The 23,531-nt window shown below is 60.9% G+C and carries 18 protein-coding genes; 8 read left to right on the top strand and 10 right to left on the bottom strand.

Features of this window, described 5'->3' with window-relative positions; all coding sequences use genetic code 11:
• Nucleotides 1-154: 154 nt before the first annotated feature.
• Together AC0L3O_RS23335 and AC0L3O_RS23330 are read right to left on the bottom strand one after the other, a co-directional pair.
• A complete protein-coding gene (locus tag AC0L3O_RS23335) occupies nt 155-424 on the bottom strand; it encodes a hypothetical protein (RefSeq protein WP_473616731.1) in 270 nt (89 codons plus the stop codon).
• Between the two features lie 712 nt (nt 425-1,136).
• Complete coding sequence (locus tag AC0L3O_RS23330) at nt 1,137-2,519, bottom strand: FAD-binding oxidoreductase (protein WP_473616730.1); 1,383 nt, start codon at nt 2,517-2,519, stop codon at nt 1,137-1,139.
• 359 nt (nt 2,520-2,878) lie between these two features.
• On the opposite strand from AC0L3O_RS23330, the gene AC0L3O_RS23325 reads away from it, so the two are divergent.
• Both AC0L3O_RS23325 and AC0L3O_RS23320 read left to right on the top strand, forming a co-directional pair.
• Nucleotides 2,879-6,550, top strand: a complete 3,672-nt coding sequence (locus AC0L3O_RS23325) for a PAS-domain containing protein (protein WP_473616728.1) — start codon at nt 2,879-2,881, stop codon at nt 6,548-6,550.
• Nucleotides 6,551-6,619: 69 nt separating this feature from the next.
• On the top strand, nt 6,620-7,330 hold the full coding sequence (locus tag AC0L3O_RS23320; RefSeq protein ID WP_031255152.1) for a response regulator: 711 nt from the start codon (nt 6,620-6,622) through the stop codon (nt 7,328-7,330).
• A 242-nt stretch (nt 7,331-7,572) separates the two neighbouring features.
• On the opposite strand, the gene AC0L3O_RS23315 is transcribed toward AC0L3O_RS23320, so the two are convergent.
• The 3 genes from AC0L3O_RS23315 to AC0L3O_RS23305 all read right to left on the bottom strand — a co-directional run bounded on the left by AC0L3O_RS23315 (nt 7,573) and on the right by AC0L3O_RS23305 (nt 10,894).
• A complete protein-coding gene (locus AC0L3O_RS23315; RefSeq protein WP_287237030.1) occupies nt 7,573-9,279 on the bottom strand; it encodes a tetratricopeptide repeat protein in 1,707 nt (568 codons plus the stop codon).
• Between the two features lie 3 nt (nt 9,280-9,282).
• The gene (locus tag AC0L3O_RS23310) at nt 9,283-9,450 is read right to left on the bottom strand and encodes a DUF1127 domain-containing protein (protein WP_128172270.1); all 168 of its coding nucleotides are present in this window, start codon (nt 9,448-9,450) and stop codon (nt 9,283-9,285) included.
• 763 nt (nt 9,451-10,213) lie between these two features.
• A complete protein-coding gene (locus tag AC0L3O_RS23305; RefSeq protein WP_473533835.1) occupies nt 10,214-10,894 on the bottom strand; it encodes an HAD family acid phosphatase in 681 nt (226 codons plus the stop codon).
• 366 nt (nt 10,895-11,260) lie between these two features.
• On the opposite strand from AC0L3O_RS23305, the gene AC0L3O_RS23300 reads away from it, so the two are divergent.
• Together AC0L3O_RS23300 and rsgA are read left to right on the top strand one after the other, a co-directional pair.
• Nucleotides 11,261-11,692, top strand: a complete 432-nt coding sequence (locus tag AC0L3O_RS23300; protein ID WP_128179956.1) for a dihydrofolate reductase family protein — start codon at nt 11,261-11,263, stop codon at nt 11,690-11,692.
• Between the two features lie 378 nt (nt 11,693-12,070).
• Nucleotides 12,071-13,123: a ribosome small subunit-dependent GTPase A gene (rsgA, locus tag AC0L3O_RS23295; protein WP_473533945.1), complete on the top strand. Its 1,053-nt coding sequence runs from the start codon at nt 12,071-12,073 to the stop codon at nt 13,121-13,123.
• Nucleotides 13,124-13,315: 192 nt separating this feature from the next.
• Here the strand turns inward: rsgA and AC0L3O_RS23290 are convergent, their stop codons facing one another.
• Nucleotides 13,316-14,620, bottom strand: a complete 1,305-nt coding sequence (locus AC0L3O_RS23290; RefSeq protein WP_473533836.1) for a DUF6600 domain-containing protein — start codon at nt 14,618-14,620, stop codon at nt 13,316-13,318.
• Nucleotides 14,621-15,056: 436 nt separating this feature from the next.
• Between AC0L3O_RS23290 and rnk the strand changes: the two genes are divergently transcribed.
• From rnk to AC0L3O_RS23270, 4 genes are all read left to right on the top strand, one after another.
• Nucleotides 15,057-15,518, top strand: coding sequence for a nucleoside diphosphate kinase regulator (rnk, locus tag AC0L3O_RS23285; RefSeq protein ID WP_236388068.1), 462 nt, complete (start codon nt 15,057-15,059; stop codon nt 15,516-15,518).
• A 475-nt stretch (nt 15,519-15,993) separates the two neighbouring features.
• Entirely contained in the window at nt 15,994-16,473 is a 480-nt protein-coding gene (locus AC0L3O_RS23280) for a VOC family protein (RefSeq protein ID WP_023799726.1), read from the top strand.
• 50 nt (nt 16,474-16,523) lie between these two features.
• On the top strand, nt 16,524-16,967 hold the full coding sequence (locus AC0L3O_RS23275) for an SRPBCC family protein (protein WP_031255154.1): 444 nt from the start codon (nt 16,524-16,526) through the stop codon (nt 16,965-16,967).
• A gap of 44 nt (nt 16,968-17,011) precedes the next feature.
• The gene (locus AC0L3O_RS23270) at nt 17,012-17,458 is read left to right on the top strand and encodes an SRPBCC family protein (RefSeq protein ID WP_236388067.1); all 447 of its coding nucleotides are present in this window, start codon (nt 17,012-17,014) and stop codon (nt 17,456-17,458) included.
• A gap of 178 nt (nt 17,459-17,636) precedes the next feature.
• On the opposite strand, the gene AC0L3O_RS23265 is transcribed toward AC0L3O_RS23270, so the two are convergent.
• The 4 genes from AC0L3O_RS23265 to AC0L3O_RS23250 all read right to left on the bottom strand — a co-directional run bounded on the left by AC0L3O_RS23265 (nt 17,637) and on the right by AC0L3O_RS23250 (nt 23,050).
• Nucleotides 17,637-19,256, bottom strand: a complete 1,620-nt coding sequence (locus tag AC0L3O_RS23265) for an ABC transporter ATP-binding protein (protein ID WP_236388066.1) — start codon at nt 19,254-19,256, stop codon at nt 17,637-17,639.
• 1 nt (nt 19,257) lies between these two features.
• Nucleotides 19,258-20,379: an ABC transporter permease gene (locus tag AC0L3O_RS23260; RefSeq protein ID WP_236388065.1), complete on the bottom strand. Its 1,122-nt coding sequence runs from the start codon at nt 20,377-20,379 to the stop codon at nt 19,258-19,260.
• The gene (locus tag AC0L3O_RS23255) at nt 20,372-21,295 is read right to left on the bottom strand and encodes an ABC transporter permease subunit (RefSeq protein ID WP_023799733.1); all 924 of its coding nucleotides are present in this window, start codon (nt 21,293-21,295) and stop codon (nt 20,372-20,374) included. Before AC0L3O_RS23255 ends, AC0L3O_RS23260 begins: the two co-directional genes overlap by 8 nt.
• Nucleotides 21,296-21,457: 162 nt before the next feature.
• Nucleotides 21,458-23,050, bottom strand: coding sequence for a peptide ABC transporter substrate-binding protein (locus tag AC0L3O_RS23250; protein ID WP_473533838.1), 1,593 nt, complete (start codon nt 23,048-23,050; stop codon nt 21,458-21,460).
• Nucleotides 23,051-23,531 lie beyond the last annotated feature (481 nt).

Below are 23,531 nucleotides of genomic sequence, written 5' to 3'. Positions count from 1 at the left end.
TGAGACGCACCCGATCGGGCTGCGCAACCAAGGCCGCTCCAGCCCACGCTACGAGATCGAAAAGGATCTTCCCTCCGCTGGGCGTGAGGTGATTCCAAGCGGCGGGCGAGCCCGCCGCTTGGAAGTCGAATCCCGACCGTGTGGCCGAACGCTCTTATCGGCTCCCCCACATCCCCTGTCCGTAACCTGGTGCGGGCTTATCGAAGACCGATTTTCCTGCCGAGGTCGGTGCGCTGTCGGTCGTGTCGACACTCGCTGTGCCGCTCGGGTCGAGCGCGTAGCCGTTGTCGGACACCATCGAATGGTCACCGGTCTTCGGATAGAAGGAGCCATGGCTGTAGTCGGAGCCATAGTGGTCGCTGCCGGCAAAAGCCATGCCGGAGGCAAACAGCAAGGTGGCAGTGGCAAGAACGATCTTGAGCATTTCAATTCTCCATTTTTGAGGGTTAGCGTTTGGCCTCAACGCGCCGTGCCCCGCACCGCATCGATGAGGCCGTCTTTTCATGCCCTTTGGGCAAACCGACCAACCACTATCCTCCTGGATGTGCGGCGGCAGGTTGTTCAGCGCACGGTCTCTTGTTGCGTTCGTGCGCTGTTGGGTGGGCTGCTCAATGGCAGCCGAGATCATCACCAATCGGCAGTGTCAGCGCGGCCGTACGAATGGCGGCTGTTGCCGATCAGCCGTCGCGTAGCGGGGGTGACGTCTGCCCCTTGTCGATCATGGCGTTGCAAGAGCCGGCGAGCCCCTTCATGGCCCGGGTGGTTTTTGCCAACAAGGCTCGCGCGGAGCCGGTCGGGGAAATCGTATGAAGCAACCGGCCTATGCATTTTGAACCTCAGGTTTCGGAGCAAAAAACGTCGACCCTCGCCAAGACTAGATGTCCTGTCTTAGGCTCTGGATATTTTCGTTTCGTCCGTTTATTCTTCCGCGTCTTCGGATCTTATTGTCATACACCGCTTTCGTTTCATGCGTTTTTCTGCATCGCGGTGGGAGTGTTTCGTTTGTTTCAGAGGCACGCGCGACGGGCGGGACGCATTTTGTGGATGATCGTCCTCGATGGCGCGACACCGGCTTGCGCATGCCACAGGCCTGTCCGCCTCGGCTCGACCTAAGGACGGACAGGCTCAGCCTCGGCTTACGGCCGGATGTTGTGGTTGACGCGGAAGAGGTTCGCCGGATCGTATTGGCGCTTGGCCGCGACGAGCCGCTCATAGTTGGCGCCGTAGGCGGCGCGTACACGCGCCTCGCCTTCATCATCCATCATGAAGTTGATATAGGCGCCACCATGCGGGTTGTGCTTGTGCACCGCGGCCCAATACTCGCTTGCCCAGCGCCTCAGTGCGGGCGCCTTCGTCGGGTCGGGGTCGATGCCGGCGATAACCATGGACCAGCGCGCTCGCCGCGCTCCCCAGGCGGTAGCGTCCGGAGCCACTTCCTGGGCCGCTCCGTCGATGGGGTAGAGATGCATCAGCGACAGTTCGCTCGGCGTCTTCGAGCCGTGCTCGGCATGGGCTGCGATGGCCGCATCGGACAGCTCGTCGACATAATCGCCCTTCCAGTACCACTGCAAGCCCTTCGGCAGCAGCGGATCAAACAGCGCCTGCAGATCGACGAAGGGCATCTGCATCATACCGTCCATCAGTGGCCCGGGAAGCGCGTCGCGCACGGGCTGCATCGCCCGGATGCCGTCCTCCTCCGCGCCGTTGTAGCAGCTTATCAGCGCGCAGACGCGCCTTCCCCAGATCTCGCGCGGGAAAGGGTCGCAGGAGGGCACCGTCTTGATGCCGAAGAACATCCCGAGCTCTCGCGGCGCTCCGGGCAGGAAGCCGCGGTACCAGCGCATGATCTCTGCGGTATGCTCGATGTCGAAGAAGATCGGCCCGGCATAGACATCCTTCGCCGGATGCGCCTGAAATGTGAAGCGCGTCACGACGCCGAAGTTGCCGCCGCCGCCGCGCAGCGCCCAGAACAGCTCCGGGTGTTCGTTCTCACTTGCCGTCACGACGCTGCCATCGGCCAGCACGACCTCGGCCGCAAGCAGATTGTCGATGGTGAGGCCGTGTTTGCGCGTTAGATGGCCAGTGCCGCCGCCCAGCGTCAGTCCGGCGATGCCTGTGGACGAGACGAGGCCAGCCGGCACCGCCAGCCCATGAGCGCTGGTGGCGCGGTCGACATCGCCTTGGGTGCAGCCGGCCTCGACGCGGACCGTGCTGGTCCCGAGATCAATATCGACCCGATTCATCGGCGACATGTCGATGACCATTCCGCCGTCGCAACTGCCGAAGCCCGGACCGCTGTGGCCGCCGCCGCGAATGGCAAGAAGCAACTGCTTCTCCCGGGCATGATTGACTGCCGCGACGACATCAGCGACCTCGGCGCAGGGGATGATCCAGCGCGGCCGCTTGTCGATCATGGCGTTGTAGAGCCCGCGAGCCTCTTCATAGGCCGGATGGTTTTGGTCAATAAGGCTCGCGAGGAGCCGGTCGGGGAAATCGTGGGAAGTAACTGGTTTATCCATATTGAACCCTCAGGTTTCAGAGCAAGACGCGTCGACACTCGCCAAGACTAGATTGTTCATCCTGGGCGCTGGACATTTGCGCTTCGCCGGTTGAATCTGCCGCATCTGCGGCTCTTCTTGTCCTACACCGCCTTCGTTTCAGGCGTTTTTCTGTGGTGTGGTGGGAGTGTTTCGTTTGTTTCAGCGCGCCCCCACGGGGATGACAGGCGACACGTCAGCGCCGGCGATGTCTCCTACGCGCCGAAACAGTTGAAACAAATCACGCGTCGCCCGAACGCGTGCTGAAACAAAGAGGGGCTATTATCCGCCCTCGCGGGATCACGCGAACAAAGGGAACGACCATGCGGCCTGATAATCCGGTGCCATCCACACACACAGGCTATGCCCTTTTTGACGCCAACCATGTTCTCGTCGACAGCAATCCGCAGATATTTGGAAGCCGGCGGCTCGACCGCGGCGAGATGCAGCCGACGGACGCCATTGCCGCAGTCGCCGAAGCCCTCTCACGTCTAAAGAGTTTCGACGGCCGCCCCATCGAGCCGGGCAACGCATTTGTTGAAAGCGCCGCGGCGCGATGGACGCAAATCGACGACGCTCCAGTTGAAGCCGAGACATTGGATGGCCGGTGGAAGTTGCTCACCGCACATCCTCGGCCGGATGGCGGCATGGCCCTGGTAAGCGTCGACATTACCGAGATGAAGCGAGCGCAGATCGCGCACCAGGAGAACGCCGAGATATTCCGCTGCATCACGGACAGTCACCCGCTGCCGGTTTGGGTGGTGGACGCGGGAAGCGGGCAGATCCTCTACGAAAGCCTCGATGCGTCGAACCTGCTTGGCCGAAAATGGACGCCGAACGAGCCGCAATTCCTGACGGATCATTTCGTGAATTCTGGCGAATTCGATGAAATCAGTTCTCTCGCCAGCAACAGCGAGATCGTCCGGGATCACGAAATCCAGCTTAGAAACACAAGCGGATCGGCCGTCTGGTGTTCGACCAACTGCCGTCGCGGCGTCTACGGTGGGCGCCCCTCGCTCATCATCGGGGTATTGGACATCACGGAACGCAAGCAGCGCGAGGATCTGTTCGGTTTCCTGATCAAGCATCATCCGTTGCCGGTATGGATGAACGACGCAAGTTCGGGGGAACTCATCTACCAGAGCAATGCTGCCGAACGGCTGCTTGGATGGAGCAAGAAGGCGCAACGCGAGACGGTGCGGCTTGGCGATTACTTTGTCGATCCCGAGAAGCACCGGGAAATCAATCGGGAACTCATGCAAAAGGGCGTCGTCGAAAATTGCGAGGTGCTCCTCAAAAGACCCGACGGCCAGGAGTTCTGGGCCACGGGCAATCTCAGGATCGTCGAATTCCAGGGCCGGCGGGTGGTTCTCGCCGGCATCGCCGATGTGACCAAGCAGAAGAAGCGTGACGGCGAAGTCGCCGCGGCGCGGGAGATGCTCGCGGACGCCGTTGAATCACTCTCCGAGGGATTCGCGCTGTACGACGAAGACCACCGCCTGGTCATGTGCAACAGCCTTTACCGCGAGCTGAACCGCCCGGTTTGGGATCTCGTCGAACCGGGCGTGGAATGGAACGAACTCCTTCGCGAATCCGCCAGGCGCGGCGTGTACCGCAATGCGGTTGGGCGCGAGGATGAGTGGCTCGACGAGCGGCTCCAAAGCCGGATCGAGTTCCACTCCCATTTCGAGGTCCCCCTCTCCGACGGCAAATGGCACTCGGTATCGATTCATCCCACCGATCTTGGCGGCTTCGTCGTAACGCGCACCGACATCAGCGAGCGCAAGAAGGCCGAGGCTTTCGAGCGCGACGCCACGACACTGCTGCAAAAGGTGCTCGATGCCTGCCCTTCGCCGATACGCATGACCACGTTCGAGGGAGAAACGCTCTACCGCAATCCTGCTACCAGAGATCTCTACGCCGACCGTCCTCGGATAACCGACCAGTATGTCGATCCAGACTATAGCGCGATATTGGAGCGCACCCTGATCGAAAAGGGCAGGATCGATGATTTTCGAGTCCAGCAGTACGACACCGAGAACAAGGCCTTCTGGGCTTCGATTTCCGCTCGCCTGATCGATTTCCAGGGAAGGCAGGTGATAGTGTCGAACACGACTGATATCACCGACATGATCACCGCCCAGCAAGAAACGCGCAAGGCCAACGAGCGGCTGATCGACGCGATCGAATCTCTGGCCGAAGGGTTTGCCCTCTACGACAGGAACGATTGCCTGGTGCTGGCCAACAGTAGGTACCGCCAGATGCACGCGATAAGCGCGGATGTGCTCATTCCCGGGGTGAACTGGTTCGATTTCCTCCGCGTGACCGCAGAGCGCAACCAGTTTCCGGTTCCACCCGACAAGATCGACGACTGGCTTGCCGAGAGGGCAAGGGACCGCCGCGAATTCCGGCAACAGGAATTCCGTCATACGGACGGGCGTTGGTTTTTCGTCTCGAACTGTCCGACCCGCGAAGGCGGGTTCGTGGTCACCCGTGTCGACATTACAGAGCGCAAGCGGGCCGAGGAGGCCGCCAAGGAAGCGGACGAACTGGTCCGTAAAGTCCTCGAAGCCTGCCCCGTCAACATCCAGATGACCCGCGCGCATGACGGGAAGCTGCTTTACCGCAGCCCCGCCACCGTTGAGCTGCTCGGCGACGTCACCAGCGCCGTCGACTATTATGTCGACCCTTCAGAGCGGAGGCGATACGTTGAGCGGCTGCTCGCGACGGGGTTGGTCGACGATTTCGAAACCCAGCTCAAACGCAAGGACGGTGGTACCTGCTGGTGCTCGATTTCGTCTCGACTGATCGATTACCACGGTGAGAAGGTGATCGTTTCCCACGCCTACGATCTCACCGACCGTATCGACATGCAGCAGGAATTGGAGCGGCAGCGCGAGACGCTGCACCAGAACGAAAAAATGTCGGCGCTCGGTGGATTGCTGGCCGGGGTGGCGCATGAGCTCAACAATCCGCTCTCGGTGGTGCTTGGCCTGTCATCGCTGTTGAAGGAGACCGCTGCCGACGCCAAGGTCGTGGAACGCGCCGACAAGATAAGTAAGGCAGCCGAACGCTGCGCCAGGATCGTCAAGACATTCCTGGCTATGGCCAGACAGCAGCCGACGCGAACCTCAAACGTTGCGATCGATGACATCATTTCCGAAGCGGTCGAAGTGGCGAGCTATTCGATTCGATCGTCGGACATCGGGCTTTCAGTTCATCTTGAACCTGGTCTTCCCCTGATCTGGGCGGATCCCGATCAGCTTGGCCAGGTGCTGATCAACTTGCTTGTCAATGCAGAACAGGCGTTGCACGGCTGGGAAGCACGACGGACAATCACGGTTTCAACGCGGCTTCATCCCACAACCGGCAACATAGTCGTCAGCGTTGCCGACACGGGTCCGGGAATTCCCAAAGAGATACGTCCCCGCATTTTCGAGCCGTTCTTCACGACCAAGGAGATTGGGGCAGGGACTGGGATCGGGCTGTCCTTTTGTCATCGGATCGTTCAATCCCATAGAGGAACCATCGAGGTCGAATCCCCCGAGGGGGGTGGCTCGACCTTCATACTTTCGCTGCCTGCTTCGGACCATCTCGATGAAGGAACCGAAACGGCCGAAGACGAGCTCCCAAATTCAACCGGCATTGCCTGTCTGGTGGTGGACGACGAAGAGGAAGTGGGTGAGCTGATTGCTGAGGTGCTCAGGCGAGATGGTTTTGACGTCACCATTGCCAGATCCGGCGAAGAAGCGCTGCTGCACCTCAAGAACCGCAGTTTCGCGGTGATCCTGAGCGATCTGAAAATGCCTGATATGGACGGACGGGGATTGTTCAACCAGATTGCCAAGCTCCATCCGGCTGAACTCGACAGGTTAGCCTTCCTGACGGGGGACACGATCAGTCCGGACGCGCAGATGTTCCTGCGCGCCGCGAAACGGCCCTATCTCGAGAAACCGATCAAACCGAACGAGCTCCGTTCGTTTGTCTCTAATCTGGTCAACAACAATGCTTGACAGACCCGTTGATTTGCACGTCACTTTAGAGGCAGCTTATCCATCAGGCTGGTTGCTCGGTGGTCGATCTTGACGACGCACGCACATGTAGTGGTCTGCGATGACGAACCGGATATCCGCTACACGGTAGCGGAATATCTGGAGCACCATGGCTATGCCGTGACGCCCGCCAACGCGGGGCCTGCCCTGCGTGAACTTATTGAGAGCCAGCACGTCGATGTGGTCATATTGGATATCCGAATGCCAGGTGAGGATGGCCTCTCGCTGGCGCGATATCTACGAGAGCACTCAGACGTTGCCATTATCATGCTGACCGGATCGGCGGAAATCGTCGACCGCGTTGTCGGATTGGAGATTGGCGCCGACGACTATGTCGCGAAGCCCGTCGACCTGCGGGAGCTGCTGGCGCGGGTCAAGGCCGTGCTGCGCAGGACATCGGCGAGCGAACGCGCTGCGGGGAAAGCGAGTACTCCGGGCCCTCACCAGCTCCAGTTCGGCAAGTGCCGCTTCGACCCGGACGCACACAAATTATACAATGCCGAGGGAATCGAAATAGCGATCACCCCGATGGAGTTCCGGCTTCTGAAAGTATTCAGCGAACATCGCGGACGCGTACTCAACCGCGATCAACTGCTCGAACTCGCCCATGACCGCGGGTGGGATCCCTTCGATCGCAGCATCGACATTCGCGTTTCGCGCCTGCGGAAGAAAATCGAGGTCGATCCCTCGAAGCCCGAGGTGATCAGGACGATCCGCGGCATGGGTTACCTCTACGCTTGATCGCGCCACTGGCTGGTTGAACCAGCGCCTCGGCCCCTGCGGCTTATGCGGTTTGTGGCTCCAGGCGGGTAGTCCTCTCAACCTCTGATCTTCGGGTGCGTTTCTACTATGACGTGTGGCACTGGAGCGCAGTTACCGGCCAAGCATGTCATTTTCAACCTGGGATTGCGTGTCGCAGCCGGGGTTGCGAGGCTGCGACACGTTTCCTGAGCCGACAACGACGCCGGCACCTTAAGAGCGGGTCAGAGCCGTTCGATGCCGAGAAAATCCGGCGCTCCCACCCAGGCGGCCTTGAAGCGCGCATCCATCTCTTCGGCATCCGCTGTCCTGCCGGTCCTGCGGAAAACCTCGCGCAGGCCCCACAACGCCCAGGCGTTGTTTGGCGTCTGTTCCAGGACGTGCGCGAAGGCTGCCGCGGCCACCTCGTGCTCACCCATGGCCATGTAGACCGCGCCGAGGGTCTGTCGGACCGGATAATACCAGTAGGCCGGTTCCATATAGGCAAGGCCGTCCTCGATCGCGACCGCCGCCTCAAGCTTATCGCGCGCTTCCCGCAGGTTGCCCTGGTGCTGGGCAATGCGGGCCTCCACGATCAGCGCGCTCAATTCCAGCAAATCCGGCGCCGGAAGTCCTCCCGCCGTTTCCGTGGAAAAATCGGTCTCGGCAGCGAGCTTGCGGATTGCGGCGGTCTCGGCGCGCGCCGCCTCGCTCGCACCCTTTGCGGCGAAGGCGACGCCCCGCGCATATCGCCAGGTTGCGTTGACATAAGGCAAGGCGTTTGCCGGCAGCGGCAGCGCGAGTATGGCCTCGGGATCGCTATACTGGGCGTGGGCAAAATAGGTCGCCGCCTTGATCGGCTGCAGCCCGGCCACCTTGCTGGCCGTGGTATTGGAGACCAGCGATTCGAGCTTTTTGGCCGCCTCGGCGATTGCCTCGACGTCGCCCGCCATCTGTGCGGAGGTCATCAGGAAATGCAGGTTGTGCGGATAATAGCCGTCCGTGTAGACACCGGGCGTGCTCTCCGGCGCTATGCCGACGCGCTCGAAATAGGCCTCGTCCGCTGCCACCGCCTCGCGGTTGATCTCCAGGCTGTCGATCCACCGGCCGACCTGGTGATAGATGTGCGCTGGCATGTGCACGATGTGTCCGGCGCCGGGCATGAGGGCGGCAAGCCGGTCGGCATGAGCTTCGGCCCTTTCCGGCGTCGTGGATGCTTCGACGGCATGGATATAGAGATGGATCGCACCGGCATGATCCGGATTGCGCGCCAGCACCCGCTCCAACGAGGCCACAAGCTTGGCCGTGTCCGGCTTTGGCGTTGCCCCGCCGTCAAGCCAGTAGTCCCACGGCATCAGGTTCATAAGCGCGTCAGCGTAGAGCGTGGCGATCTCGTCGTCCTGCGGGTGGCGGTCTGCCAGTTCCGCCATCGCCGCGGCATAGGCCTGGTTCAGGGCACCCTGATCGGCCGAAGTATCGGCGCTGTAGCGCTTGGAGAGCGCGGCGATAAGATCCTTTTCCCGGCTGGAGGCGAGGTGCGCTAGCTTGCGCGCCTGCGCGACGGCTTCGGCAGCATTCGCTGCCGCCTCCTGGCCCATGCCGGCGTTGATGTTGGGGCCGAGCACGTAGGCCTCGCCCCAGAAACACATGGCGCAGGTCGGGTCCAGCTTCTGCGCGACCCTGAAAGCGCGTTGCGCTTCGGCGTGGTTGAATGCCCACGCCCAGCGCAGGCCCTGATTGAAATAGGCCTGCGCCAGCGGGTTGGCGGTGGTGACAGGGTAGGAATGACTGCCGAGGTTTTCGACTAGCGGGACGCTTGTCGAATCCTCTGCAACCGCCGCCTTGGCCTGGCGGTGCGGAACGCCCGTTTCATGGGCATTCGCGGCGGGCGCCGCCAGAAGGGCGGCCGCGCTCGCACAGGCCAGTAGCGGGAGCCTAAATGAAAGCTTCATGGTTCAGCCCGCCTTGTCTTCTTGGCCGCGCTGCAAGCCGCGGACCACCAAGCCAATCTCGGACCGGCTGATCCCGATGTCCTTCAGGAGGGCATCGTCCATTGCCGCAAGGGTCCGTTCCGCCATGCGGTGAATCCGGTAATTCCGAAATGAGCGGTAAGCTGTTCGCATTCTCGACATCGCAATACTCCATTGATTGGCGCCGCGGGGTGCAGCGGTGCCGTTGGATTTAAACCATCGCTGTTTCAGGGGTTTTTCCGCGCCGAACTCGAAGTGTTTCGTTTGTTTCAGCGGCGGGGAGCGCTTCCCACGAAGTGTGAATTCCGAGCTGCCAGAGTCGCACGGGTCCTGGTGATGAATGGTGAAACCGGCGCCCGTGATCAGCCACGCTCGCTCGCGCGTCAGATGGCAGCACCGGGAGCCAGCCCCACAGTCCGTCAAGACGCCTTTGCAGTGTGCTCGAGCGGCGTTTCCCCGCCGCCATGCTCCATGAACACCAGCCGCCGAGCTTCAGTACGCGGCGGAACTCAGCCAACGCGTCCTTCGGGTGCGGGATGGGACAAAGCGATTAGATGACGACTGCGGGATCGGCCTAGTATTAGCCAGAACGTCTAAGGCCGTTGAAGCTGGAGGAGGCATCGCCGGCGCCCTGCCCTTTGAAGTCGATGATTTGCCTTCGAGGCATCCGCCGAAACTTCTGCTTCGGCAAAATTCTGTGAATCGGCTCTGTGCTGTTCAAGCCCGGAAGGGACCAGAGATAATGCAGCCCGCCTATCGATCTAATCGCCGATTATCTGCTGCCTTCCGAAACGGCACAATGCGCCAACTCTGGTTTTTCCCCAGTGATGCTCCGAGGATTGTATGCATTTCGTTGGGCAGCGCAGATCGTTGCACGGCAAGCAGCCTAGCGTCCGGGCTTGCGCAATACAGGCCGTCAGCGAACCCTGTAGAACGGATTCGGCAGCAGGAACAGCTTCTCGGCATGCCCCCCGAACAGGTCGGATGGCTGGTCACCGATATTGGCAATTATCGTGTAGCCGGCCTTTTCGATTTCGGCTCTTATGGGTGCCTTGAAATCTGCAGCGGAAGCATATTTGGCTCCAGGCTGGACCATGTAAAGTTGCTCATAGCCGGCATAGCCCGCCGATTGCAGGTTCTGTTTGGTCGCCTGACGCTGGTCCTCCGGACGTCCGGTGATGAAGAATACTGCGACTTTCGCCGTTCGCGCCTGCCGGAAGACCTCCAGCACAGGGTCGATGGCCGGATCCTTCGCGAGTTGGTCCCAGGCGGCCCAGCCACAGGGACCGTCGATTGCGATGTCGCAGGCGCCCCCGATCGGACGGCCGAAGTTGTCGCGTGTGATCACCTCCCAGTTGGCCAAAGCCGTCTCGTCGATATCGAGCACCAGCGCGGGGCGAGGCACCTCCATAGCGCGCTTGACGACCCAATCGCCTGCCTGCTTCGCCACTGCCGCAAGGTCGCGATCATAGTCGCCGGAATCATGATAATTGGCGGCTGCCAGCATCGCGTCGCCGACATTGCCTGGCTGGGACGGGCTTGTGAGAAGGAGTGAGCCGTCGGCACGCGCCGACCCGGGCACATTTGTGCCAATCATCAGGACGATTGCCCCGGCGGCCGCACCACGCGCAATTCTATTCCAAATAATCGTCTGCATCACGAGACATTGCGGTCGCGAGAAGTCCTCTGTCAAGCAAGGCAAGGCACAGGTCCTCGAAACTGCGGCGCTGAATTAGAGGATTCCGAAATAACCGACGCACGTCCTGAATGCGCCAATTCCATAGTCCGGCCGCCGACGACCATCACTCAAAACCACCTCCTCAACGAGACGGTGGACCAGCCAACCGCAGCGGAGTAAGGGTGCGGTGTTCGAGGCTGTTTGGGTCATCTTACGAAAGCACGTGGCGCCGCATGACGTGCAAACGTTGCGAATGCGATTAGACCGACTATCGGTGGAGTAGTCATGAAGAAGACTGTCGTTAGAGTTGTCTGTGCCATCGGCCAAGCGGGACAGCTCGGCCTCAAAGGGGGCCTTCCCTGGGAAGGCAACCGATCGCCGGAGTTTGTCGCTGACGTTGCGCGATTTTTCGACCTCACCAGAGGGCACGTCTTGCTCGCCGGTCCCAAGACGATCGCGAGCGTTCCCGATTTTGCTCGCGCGGATCGGGAACTTGTCGTCGTTCGCTCCAGCATGGATCCGGAGGACACGCTCCAGCGCTTTGCGGGCCGCGTCGTCTTCATCGGTGGCGGTCCACCGGTGTGGGAAGCCTACGCGCGCTTCGTTAGCCACTGGGATGTCACGCGCCTGCCCTATGACGGGCCGGCGGACCGCTGGTTCGACGCAAGATGGCTTACGGCGGGCGGCGACGTCGCCAGAAATCACCCCGACCAATGAAGGCTCGGCACGTTTCGATCTGGGGAACATTTAGACTACCGGGCGACCCAAGTTCCGATCCGCATTTTATGCAACTTTGACCTGTAGCGGCTAAGTTAAAATGTCCTGGTCTGGCAAAGTAGGAATCTCGCTCCTGCTTATGTTTGCCGATCTCTCGCGTTCGACAGCACAGGAGATTGCAGGTCGGGACTGGCGTGATGAGCGAGCGGGAGCTGCAAGGCAGTGTTGTCGAGAGTTATAGAGCGGCGGATGACGAGCATTGCCAAATCTTGCCAATGCCGCCCATACAACGGCGCGAACAATCGCGCCCATCCCTGAGTGGCTGTTTTTCGCGCTCACCTCATTTTGCCAAGGATACTGTCCGATGTCTGCGACGCCGTGCCTTTGGCCAAAGCCATGACGGATCACTCCGCCGCCACTCGATCAATGTCCCTCGCGAGCCTGGGATGGACGGATTTTTTCGGCGATCAGTTGGGTCCGCATGAGGCAAACCTCGTCCCAATGCGTATTGCAACGGTGCACCGTGATCGCCTGACCGGCATATCTCAAACAGGGCAAATGGATCTGACGCTGCCGACGCATACGAATACTGGCGATTACGCCGTTGGCGACTGGGTCCTTGCCGATCCCCATGCCCACCTGCTGCACCGCCGCCTGACGCGCAAGGCAGTGCTGGAACGCCGCACGGGCACCAAGGTGCCGCAGCTTGCCGCAGCCAACGTCGACACGTTGTTTATCGTCACCTCATGCAATGCTGATTTCAACCCCGCTCGGCTAGAGCGCTATCTGGCGCTGGCGAACGAGGCCGGAACAAATCCAGTGATCCTGCTGACCAAGGCCGATACCGTGGCTGACGCCCGGGAGTACGAAAAGCAAGCCGCCGCACTACAGCGGGGGCTGATCGTAGTGACGTTGAACCCCCGCACGGCTGATGCCGCAATCGCCTTAGCCGCCTGGTGCGGCGCTGGACAAACAGTTGCACTGGTCGGTTCCTCCGGCGTGGGCAAATCGACTCTGGTGAACACGCTGGTCGGATCAGCGCAGCAATTGCCTCAACAGACCGGAGACGTTCGCGAACACGATGCCAAAGGACGCCACACCACCACTTCGCGATCTCTGCACCCCATTGCAGGTGGCGGGTGGGTGATCGATACGCCAGGAATGCGAACGCTGCAGGTTAGCGATGTGGCTTACGGCATCGACACGCTGTTCGCCGAGATTACCGAGCTTGCCCCGCTCTGCAGGTTCCGCGACTGCACTCATGCTCATGAACCGGGCTGTGCGGTACAAGCAGCTTTGGCCGCTGGTACGCTGGCTCCCGAGCGCCTTGCTCGCTGGCGCAAACTCACCGACGAAAACCGCAACAACACGCCAGTTCAAACCCGGCCTCGTGGCAGCAATCTCACCAGCGGTCACGGCAAACGGCGTTGAACGACAAGGCTTGAGCTCAGGCACTGTCCTCAAAGACACTGGAAGCAGCGCGGCACAAGGCCGAGGTAGGCGCTCAGATCGTGGGTCGCCTGAAGCAACCGGGATCAACCACTGCGAGCGACGTGGCGGGCGTTGCCGTTCAACGGGCACCGCGGTGGAACGACCGCGGTGCCGTAGTCTGTACCCGCACACCTAGCAGTTCGCTCCAGTTTGCGGATCGCACGCTTTGTTTTCTTGCTTCTGTGGTTTGGGCTTGGCCGCCTGCTCAGGCTCGGCCTGCTGCTGCTCGGCGGCGGGCTGCTCCTCGGCCTTCGGCTTCTCAGGCTTGGCCGCCTGTTCCGGCTCGGCCTGCTGCTGCTCGGCGGCCGGCTGCTCCTCGGTCTTCCGCTTCTCAGGCTTGGCAGCCTGTTCCGGCTCGGTCTGCTGCTGCTCGGCGGCAGGCTGCTCCTTGGCCTTCCGCTTCTCAGGCTTGGCCGCCTGTTCCGGCTCGGCCTGCTGCTCGGCAGCGGGCTGCTCCTTGGTCTTCGGTTTCTCAGGCTTGGCCGCCTGTTCCGGCTCGGTCTGCTGCTGTTCGACGGCCGGTTGCTGCTCGGTCGTCGACTTCTCAGGCTTGGCGGTTTCTTCCGGCTCAACCTGTTCGCCGGTCGCCGGCGCCTGTTCGGTCGCTGCTGCGCCTTCGGTCGGCTTCGATTTCCGGCCGGCCTGAACCTGCCTCACCTCCTCGATGTCTTTGAGCTCAGCTGGTTTGGCATCGGGATCGGCTTTCACCTCACCTTCAAAGACCGTGACGGTATTGTTTTCCAATTTGCCGGCCTGCTCGGGCGTCTCGGTCTCGCTGACCTCGACGACAGTCACCTGCTGGTTCGTCTCCTTCTCGATCACATCGACATCAATGACTTTGTTGATCACCACGGTGTTCTGGATCGTCACGTCGCCGGCCGGCTCGGCCGCCTCGACAATGCGCACAAACTCCGGCTCATCACGGATAACGACGACAGAAATGTCGTCAGCAAGGAATTCGCGGGTGGGGACCACTACCCAGTAAAAATCCGGCGTGGTGTCGATGGTCACCTCGATCGAAATCAAATCGGGATCGCGGCGCGGCGGCAGCGGAGCCCAGATGACGTGCTCCCTTTCGCGCCGCCAACTCACCCATGCTGGCGCCCAACGAGTGCCGGGAACCCAGTACCAGCCGATGTCGTCGGCATAGCCCCAGCGGCCGTAATGGTAGGTCGCCCACCCGAACGGCTCGTCGGACACCCAGAGCCAGCCATACTGCTCGGTATAGACCCAATGCCCAATGGTATATGGACGCCAATCGTCAGGTACATCAACCGGGACGAAAACGGTCGCTCCCCGGTACGAAACCCAATCACCATGGGAAGACAGTTCATCGTAAAATGTGCTGATCGAAACGGAAACGTCGGTGGCAGCCCTCGCCTCGGACACAAGCGACAATGGCGCCACCGGGCTGGGAATCTCGACGACCGTGAGCAAGCCGGCGGTTACGCCGCCCAGCATCAGCCGTACAACGTTTTGGGCAAGGACGCGTTTCATCGCAGTTTCCTCCGAAACAGATCGCCCTTCATCGTGGAAACTCACCGGCTGTCGAATTGTTCCGGCTTGGCATCACCGCGCCTTGCTACAGGGTCGTCTTGACTTCCCCGATCTCGGCACCAACTACGGTTATATGAACGCCACAAAAAAGACCCGTCGCGATTTTCTTTTCCGGGTTTGCCCCATCGCGGGATCGTAACCCCCGGCTCGGCTGCCATGTGCCCCGGGCCGCGGGGCAAGCACATAAAATCGACATCGAACGTAGGCAGGCCAGCACCGGCTCTGGGGCATCGGTTTTGAGCAAGATCTGCCTCGAATTGGCCCGTTAAACCATGCTTGAGGCAGCCCGCTCAACTGAGAATACGAGTATTCGAAAATGCAAGATAACATCAAGGCGCGGCGCAAGCCGACCATCCGCATCTCGAAATCGGACCATGCGCGTTTATCGGCGCTTGCGAGCACCGTGGCCGCACGAAATCCGCAGGCTTCCGATGACCTGCTCGCCGAACTCGAGCGAGCGCGCATCGTTTCCGATGGTTTGATGTCCGCGGGCGCCGTCCAGATGGGTTCGATGGTGACGTTCAAGCCCGATACCGGTGATGCGAAAACGGTGACGCTGGTTTTTCCTGGCGATGCGGACATCTCCGAAGGCAAGGTTTCAATCCTTACGCCGATCGGCACGGCCCTGATCGGCCTCTCGGCCGGACAGTCGATCATGTGGACCGCGCGAGATGGGCGCCGGCATGAATTGTCGGTGCTTGCCGTGAACCGGCCTGCCCGCGAAGGCGATGCAGCCGATCAGCGTGCACCAGCACCTTCAACGACGGCGGGCGACTAAAGCGCGTCGCGTTTGACCGGCCTCATGCGGCGCGCTTTAGGTTGTTGTTTGTTTCCGCGAAAACTGCGGGCATCAACGAGGACCTCAAGCGCCTTCTCCACGAACGCCTCGTGATATGGACAACCGGTGCTGAAGCAAACGGCCCGGCCCTACGCCGACCCGCTCTTACCAGCCGGCGGTTGGATGGATCGACTCGGGTTAGGTGGGCCTTGCCGCGTGGCAAAAAAACAACAGGTTGGCTGTCGGGAGGCGCACCACTTGTTCGTCCTGTGGACACGAAGCAACGAAACCAGGTGAAAGACCCGTGAGCGAGTTTAGATCATCGAACACATATGCGGTCGATGTAATCCAGGCCGACCTTATGATGGCGTTCATCGGTCCCGTTCAGGCCGGCGAGCCGCCCAAGGGCTGGTTCGACTGAGGTCTGATAGTCGCGGCACGAACAAATACCACCCAAGAACCGAGGAGATTAAAAATGACGAAACTCGTGACCTGCCTGTGGTTCGACCACGGCGAAGCGCGCAAGGCGGCAGAGTTCTATGCCGCCACCTTTCCCGACAGCCATGTGGATCGGCTGAATGCGGCCGCGTCGGACTATCCCGGCGGCAAGGAAGGCAATGAACTGACGGTCGAGTTCACAGTGCTCGGCCAGTCTTTTCTAGGCCTGAACGGCGGCCCGAATTTCAAGGCGAACGAATCCGTCAGCCTGATGGTGCTGACCGAAGATCAGGAAGAGACCGACCGCTACTGGAAGGCGATCGTTGGAAACGGCGGCAGCGAGAGCGCCTGCGGATGGTGCAAGGACCGGTGGGGCTTCTCCTGGCAGATCACGCCGAAGCGGCTGATGGAACTGACGACCAGTCCCGACCGCGCCAAGGCCAAGCGCGCGATGGAGGCGATGATGACGATGAAGAAAATCGATATCGCGGCGCTGGAAGCCGCAGCAGCAGGCTAACCCGATCCACGGCAACGACGCCCTGGTGAACTCAACGAATGGAGATGATCATGCCCAACACCGTTAAACTGCACCGGGTTCTCGCCACCAAGCCCGAAAAGGTCTACCGCGCATTTCTGGAACCTGACGCGGTCGCGAGTTGGCTCCCGCCCTTCGGTTTTACCTGTACTGTGCATGAGCTTGAGGCGAAGGAAGGCGGCAAGCACAGAATGTCGTTTCGAAACTTCACGACCGGGCACAGCCATTCCTTCGGCGGCACCTATCTGAAACTCGTCCCCGGCGAGACGCTCGTCTACAGCGACGTGTTCGATGATCCGAACCTTCCGGGCGAGATGAAAGTGACCGTCACGCTGACGGCCGTTTCAGTCGGAACGGAGATGACGGTGGTTCAGGAGAACGTGCCCGATCTGATCCCCGTCGAGGCATGTTATCTCGGTTGGCAAGAGTCGCTGCGCAAGCTTGCTCACCTCGTCGAGCCCGAAATCACGCAATAAACCGTCTGCGTGATCTCGTCCGACTGCGACAACAAGGAAACCAAATGACCAACCAGCAGATCACCATTGCCACCACGATCGCCGCGCCGATCGAACGCGTCTGGGAGGCCTACACGACGCCCGGCGATATCACGCGGTGGAACTTCGCTTCCGACGACTGGTGCTGCCCAAGCGCGGAAGCCGATCTAAAGGTGGGCGGCGGCTACACGGCGCGCATGGAAGCCAAGGACGGCAGTTTCGGCTTCGATTTCGAGGCGGTGTACGAAGAGGTCGAGCCGTACAAGGCGATCGCATTCGCCATGAGCGACGGGCGCAAGGCGCGTACGACCTTCGAAGCCGCAGGCAACGGTACGAAGGTGACGACCATATTCGATGCCGAGACGCAGAACTCCATCGAGATGCAGCGTGACGGCTGGCAGGCGATCCTGGACAACTTCGGGCGTTATGTTGAATCCAGCGCAGGACATGAGCAAGTTCAAGGAGGTCGCTGAACTCCGCCGGAAGCAGTTTTTTCAAGCCCTGTCGGCGGAGACGATCGTCGAGATGATAGCGCTCTAAACGCCCGAGGCGATGATCGAGATCGAAGCCATAGCAGCCGTGGCTGCAGACGACGGTCTATTCGCCTCGGGACCTTTCAATCACTATCCGCTGCAGTCCTGACCGGTCGCGCTATGCACTCAAGCGAAACCGTGTGACGTCAATGGCCGCGGCCATCAGCGTCTGCGTGTAGAGTGCCTGCGGATTGCTGAAGATCGCCTCGGTCGGCCCTTCCTCGACGATCTTGCCCTGCTTCATGACGATGATGTAGTCGGCCATGGCACGCACGACGGCGAGATCGTGGCTGATGAACAGGTAGGACAGTTCATGGTCGGCCTGCAGCTTGCGCAGCAATTCGACGATCTGCTTCTGGACGGAGCGGTCGAGCGCCGACGTCGGCTCGTCGAGGACGACCACCTTGGGCTTGAGGATCATCGCCCGCGCGATGGCGATGCGCTGGCGCTGGCCGCCGGAGAATTCGTGCGGGTAGCGATTGCGCGCATTCGGGTCGAGCCCGACCTCACGCAAGGCCTCGACGGCGCGGAGGTCGCGTTGCCTGCCCGACAGGGTCGGCTCATGCACCAGAAGCCCTTCGGTGATGACCTGGCCGACGGTCATGCGCGGCGACAGCGAACCGAACGGGTCCTGAAAGACCAGCTGCAATTCGCGCCGCAGCGGCCGCATGGCCTGGCGGTCGGCGGCAGAAATATCGCGATCGCCAAAGCGGATGAGCCCATCGCTTGGCAGGAGCCGCAGCAGGGCTCGGCCGAGCGTCGATTTCCCTGAACCGGATTCGCCTACGATGCCGATGGTCTGGTTGCGTTTCAGCCGTATCGAAATGTGGTCGACCGCGCGCAGGATCAGCGGCTCTCCGGCGAGAAACCCGCCGCCGATCTTGAAGGTCACTTCGACATTCCTGCCTTCGAGCAGGACAGGCGCATTTGGCGGTGGCGGCGCCTTGGTTCCGGTCGGCTCGGCGGCCAACAGCATCTTGGTATAGGCATGCTGCGGATTGACGAAGATCGCTTCCGCCTCGCCCTCCTCGACGACTTCGCCGTAGCGCATGACATAGACGCGGTCGGCAAAGCGCCGGACAATGCCGAGATCGTGGGTGATGAAGACGATCGCCATGCCAAGCTTGCGCTGCAGCTCGGCAAGCAGCATGAGAATCTGCGCCTGGATGGTCACGTCGAGCGCGGTCGTCGGTTCGTCTGCAATCAGTATGTCGGGGTCGTTGGCCAGCGCCATGGCGATCATGACCCGCTGTCGCTGGCCACCCGACAATTCGTGCGGATAGGATTTCATCCGCCGCTCGGGATCGGGAATATGGACCAGCCGCAAGAGCTTGAGCGCCTCTTCGCGTGCTTGCGCCGCGCCAAGGCCACGATGCCGGCGGATCGGTTCGATCAGCTGGTTGCCGATCGAATAGAGCGGATCGAGCGAGGTCATCGGCTCCTGGAAGATCATGCTGATCTTGCGGCCACGGACTTGGTTGAGCTCGGACTTGCTCAGGGTCAAAAGGTTGCGGCCGCGATAGTCGACGACGCCGGTCGCCTCGCCGTTCGAGGCCAGCAGGCTCATCGCCGCCATCATCGTCTGGCTTTTGCCGGAACCGGATTCGCCGACCACGGCAACGGTTTCGCCTGCATTGACGTGGATGTTGATGCCCTTGACCGCCTCGACCACGCCGTCAAGCGTGCGGAAGCGGACGCGAAGGTCCTTGACGCTGAGGATCGTTTCGGAGGTGTCCATCTCAACGATCCCTCGGGTCGAGCGCGTCGCGCAGGCCGTCGCCGACGAAATTCAGCGCGAACAGTGTCGAGACAAGGAAAAATGCTGGGAACAAAAGCAGCCAGTTGGCGGTGCCGATGTTCTTGGCGCCGGTCGAGATCAGCACGCCCCAGCTGGTCATCGGTTCCTGCACGCCGAGCCCGAGGAACGACAGGAAACTCTCCAGGATGATGACTTGCGGCACCAGCAGCGTCATATAGATGACCACTGGGCCAAGCAGGTTGGGAATGACGTGGCGGATCAGAATGCCGCGCTGGCCTATGCCCATCGCCTCCGCCGCCTGGACATATTCCTGCCGCCGGATCGACAGCGCCTGGCCGCGCACGATGCGCGCCATGTCGAGCCACAGCACGGCGCCGACCGCCAGGAACATCAGCACGAAGTTCCGACCAAAGAACACCACCAGCATAATGACGAAGAAAATGAACGGCAGCGAATAGAGCACATCGACAATGCGCATCATCACCTCGTCTATCCTGCCGCCGGCAAGGCCGGCCGCAGCGCCGTAGAGCACGCCGATGACGCCCGCAACGACCCCGGCGAGCAGGCCGATGGCCAGCGAGATGCGCCCGGCCATGAGCGTCCGCGACAGGAGATCGCGGCCGGTATTGTCGGTGCCGAACAGGAAATACTGCTGCCTGATTGAAGCGCTCATCACCGCTTCAAGGCCGTCAGCCGCTTTGCTCTCTATCTTGGTGTTGTCGAAGGCATCGGAACGGTCGAGGTAGCGGACATTGCGGTCGTCGATCGGCTTGCGCGATGTGACGGTGACGAAGATGCGATTGTCTTCCTGCCGCCACTGCTTGATGTCGACCCGCATGCGCTTGATCGCCTCGTTGAGCGCGGTTTCTATCTTGTCGGGCTTCGGATAGGCCGACAAGCTCGGCGGCATGCGCACATAGTCGGCGTAGATGGTGGTGTATCGATGCGGCACCAAAGAGGGTCCGAACACGCTGAGGATCGCGATGAAGGCAAGATAATACAGGCTGAACATGGCGGCGCGGTTGGCCTTGAGGCGCGCCCAGGCATCGCCCCACAGGGAACGGCCGACGATGGCCGGAGCGGTGGCTGCGATGTCAGTCATAGCGCACCCTCGGATCGACGAAGGCATACATGACGTCGACGATCAGGTTGAAGACGATGGTGAACAGCGCGATGACCACCACGGTGCCCATGACCAGCGTGTAGTCACGGTTGAGCGCGGCCTCGACAAAATAGCGGCCGATGCCGGGAATGGAAAAGATCGTCTCGACGATGATCGAGCCGGTGAGCAGTGCCGCCGCCGCCGGGCCGGTGAAGGAGACGATCGGCAATATGGCACCGCGCAGCGCATGTTTGACGACCACCGACCAGTCCGACAGGCCGAGCGCACGTGCGGTGCGAATGTGGTGCGAGCGCAACGATTCGATCATCGAGCCGCGCATCAGGCGGGCGACGATGGCGATCTGCGGCAGGGCGAGGGTCAGCACAGGGCCGATCTTGTTGAGCAGGGCGCCATCGCCCCAGCCGCCGATCGGCAGCAGTTTCCAGGTCAGACCGAACAGAAGCTGGATAACCGGCGCGATGACGAAGGTCGGAATGGTGCTGCCGGCGGTCGCCAGAGCGATCACCGAATAGTCGGCAAGCTTGTTCTGGTTGAGCGCGGCAATGGTGCCGAGGAGGCCACCGAGCAGCAGCGCCAGGATCAGGGCCGAGGCGCCGATCTGGATCGAAACGGGCAGGCCCCTGGCAAACAATTCGCCGACAGTGAAATCCGGCATGTTGTAGCTCGGACCGAAATTGCCGCGCAGCAGATTGCCGAGATAGTGGACATATTGCAGCCAGAGCGGGTCATTGAGACCGAACTGCGCTTCGAGATTGGCCTTGATCTCGGGGCTCAGGCCCCGCTCCTGATTGAACGGGCCGCCAGGCGCGACGCGTATCAGGAAGAACGCCATGGTCACGATGACCAACAGCGTCGGAATGGCGGTCAGAAGCCGCCGGAATACGTAACGCAGCATCGGTTCCCCGCTTTGCTAGCAAACCGGGACCGCCGCCTCTAACGCATGACCCGAGCCGAAGGTCCGGAGAGGATCACGTGCAAAATCAACGCGTTACAGCGCCCTGTGCGCGCCCCAAAGGACGCGCGGCGCTGTAAAAGGAGCGGCAGTCCGGCCAAGGGATCAGTCCTTGGAGATGAAGCGGGACGGATGCACATCCATGACGTTGTCCTCGAAGCCATGAACCTTCGGAGAAACGATATCCTTGTAACTATAGTAGAGAAGCGGGATGTTGCCGACGTCATCGACGAGGATGCGCTCGGCCTCGGCGAGTTCTTTCATCCGCTCTTCGGGCTTGCCGCCGGCGGCGGCCGCCTCGTCCATGGCCTTCTCGAATTCCGGGCTGTTGTAGCTCGAATAGTTGTTGCCGCTTGCCTTGCGGGAGATGCCGAGGAAGGTTTCCGGATCCTTGTAATCCGCAATCCAGCCGGCACGCGCCACGTCGTAGTCGCCCTTCTGCTCAAGGAAGGAGTAGTGGGTCTTGGTGTCGGTGTTGAGCAGCGTGATTTCGACGCCGAGCGGCTTCAACTGCTCCTGGATGGCGACTGCAGTGTTCTTGTGGTTTTCCGACGTGTTGTAGCGGATTTCCATCTTCAGCGGTTTCTCGGGCGTATAGCCAAGCTTCTCGAGTACCTTCTTGGCCTCATCCTCGCGGTCGATCTGCGACATGTCCGCGTATTTGGCCATTGCCGGCGTATAGCCCTCAATGCCCGGAGGCACCATCGAATAGCCGGGCAGCATTGAGTTCTGCCAGACCTTTTCGGCAAGGAAATCGCGGTCGACTGCCATGGAGATGGCATTGCGCAGTTCGACGTTGTCCCACGGAGCCTTGTCGGTCTTGATCGAAAAATAGTAGGTGCCGAGGTAAGGTCCAACGCGAATCTGATCTCCAAACTTGGCCTTGAGATCGGCGAGCTGCTCGGTCGGGAGGTCGTCGTAGCTGTCGAGTTCGCCGGCCTCGAAGCGCTTTATCGCCGACGAACGATCTTCGGTCGGGATGTAGTTGACGACGTCGAGCTTGACGCTCGCAGCATCCCAGAATTTCGGATTCTTGACCAGTTTGATGTGGTCGTTGGGAACCCACTCCGCCAGGGTAAAGGGGCCGTTGGAGACCAGATTGCCCGGCTTGATCCAATCGGCGCCGAGCTTGTCAATGGACGCCTTGCTGACCGGATAAGTCGCCTGGTGGGTCAGCATTTCAAGGAAATAGGGCGTGGGCGCCTTCAGCGTCACTTCCAGAGTATTTGCGTCGATTGCCTTGACGCCCATCTCCTCCGGCTTCGCCTTCTTGGTGTTCACCTCCTCGGCGTTCTTCACGGGATAGAGCATCGAAGCATATTCGGCGCCGGTGGCCGGATCTTCCAGCCGATGAAACGCGTAGACGAAGTCATCTGCCGTGACCGGGCTACCATCCGACCAGACACCGTCTTTGCGCAGCTTGAAGGTGTAGACGGTGCCGTCGTCCGATACAGTCCAGCTTTCGGCGGCGCCCGGAATGACGTTCGCCTTCTGGTCTTGCATGACCAGCCCCTGGAACAGGTCACGCAATACAGCGGCTTCGTATATTGTCGAGGTCTTGTGCGGGTCGAGCGACTCCGATTCGGCGGCGGTGCCGCGGTTGTAGACGACCTCGGCGAAGGCTGGCGTGTAGAACGTGCCGGCGGCCAAAGCCATGGTTGTGGCGAACACCGTCGCCTTCAGCATGTTTTTCAGCATGAAGTTCTCCCTGTCGAGGCGGCCGTTCAGCTGCGCCTCTTGAGTGTTGACGCCCCGAAGCCGATTAGCTGGCCCCTTTGAGCGCGCCGCCGGTTCCCTTTCCGGCAGCTGGTGGGCAAACAGTAACGTGGTGATTTTTTATTTCAACAGACTCGTGAGGTCACCCTAAGTAAGGCGCAGCGACAGCCACTGCGCGGCCGGCAGAACAGCGGTCGAAACCATGGACCGAGCCTTCCAGCTACGCAAAAGCAGCTCGGCCACGCCTCGGCCGAGCGATGACTCGCAGATACCAGCGCCGACGTGACCGGTGAATCTCACCAAGGCCTCTTGAGAAAGTCCCTCCCCGTTACGCGCCAAACAGCCGCCGGTCCCAGTAGACCGGCTGGTGCAGGCCTGTGTGGATTTTTGAAAACTCCGGATGCGCCGGATTGATCAGCACATTGCAATCGAGACGCGCCACGACACTCGGCACCAGCAGGAT

Source organism: Mesorhizobium sp. WSM4810 (assembly GCF_055811235.1).
The sequence above is the reverse complement of the archived record's forward strand: the minus strand, read 5'-3'. Positions and strand labels throughout refer to the sequence as shown.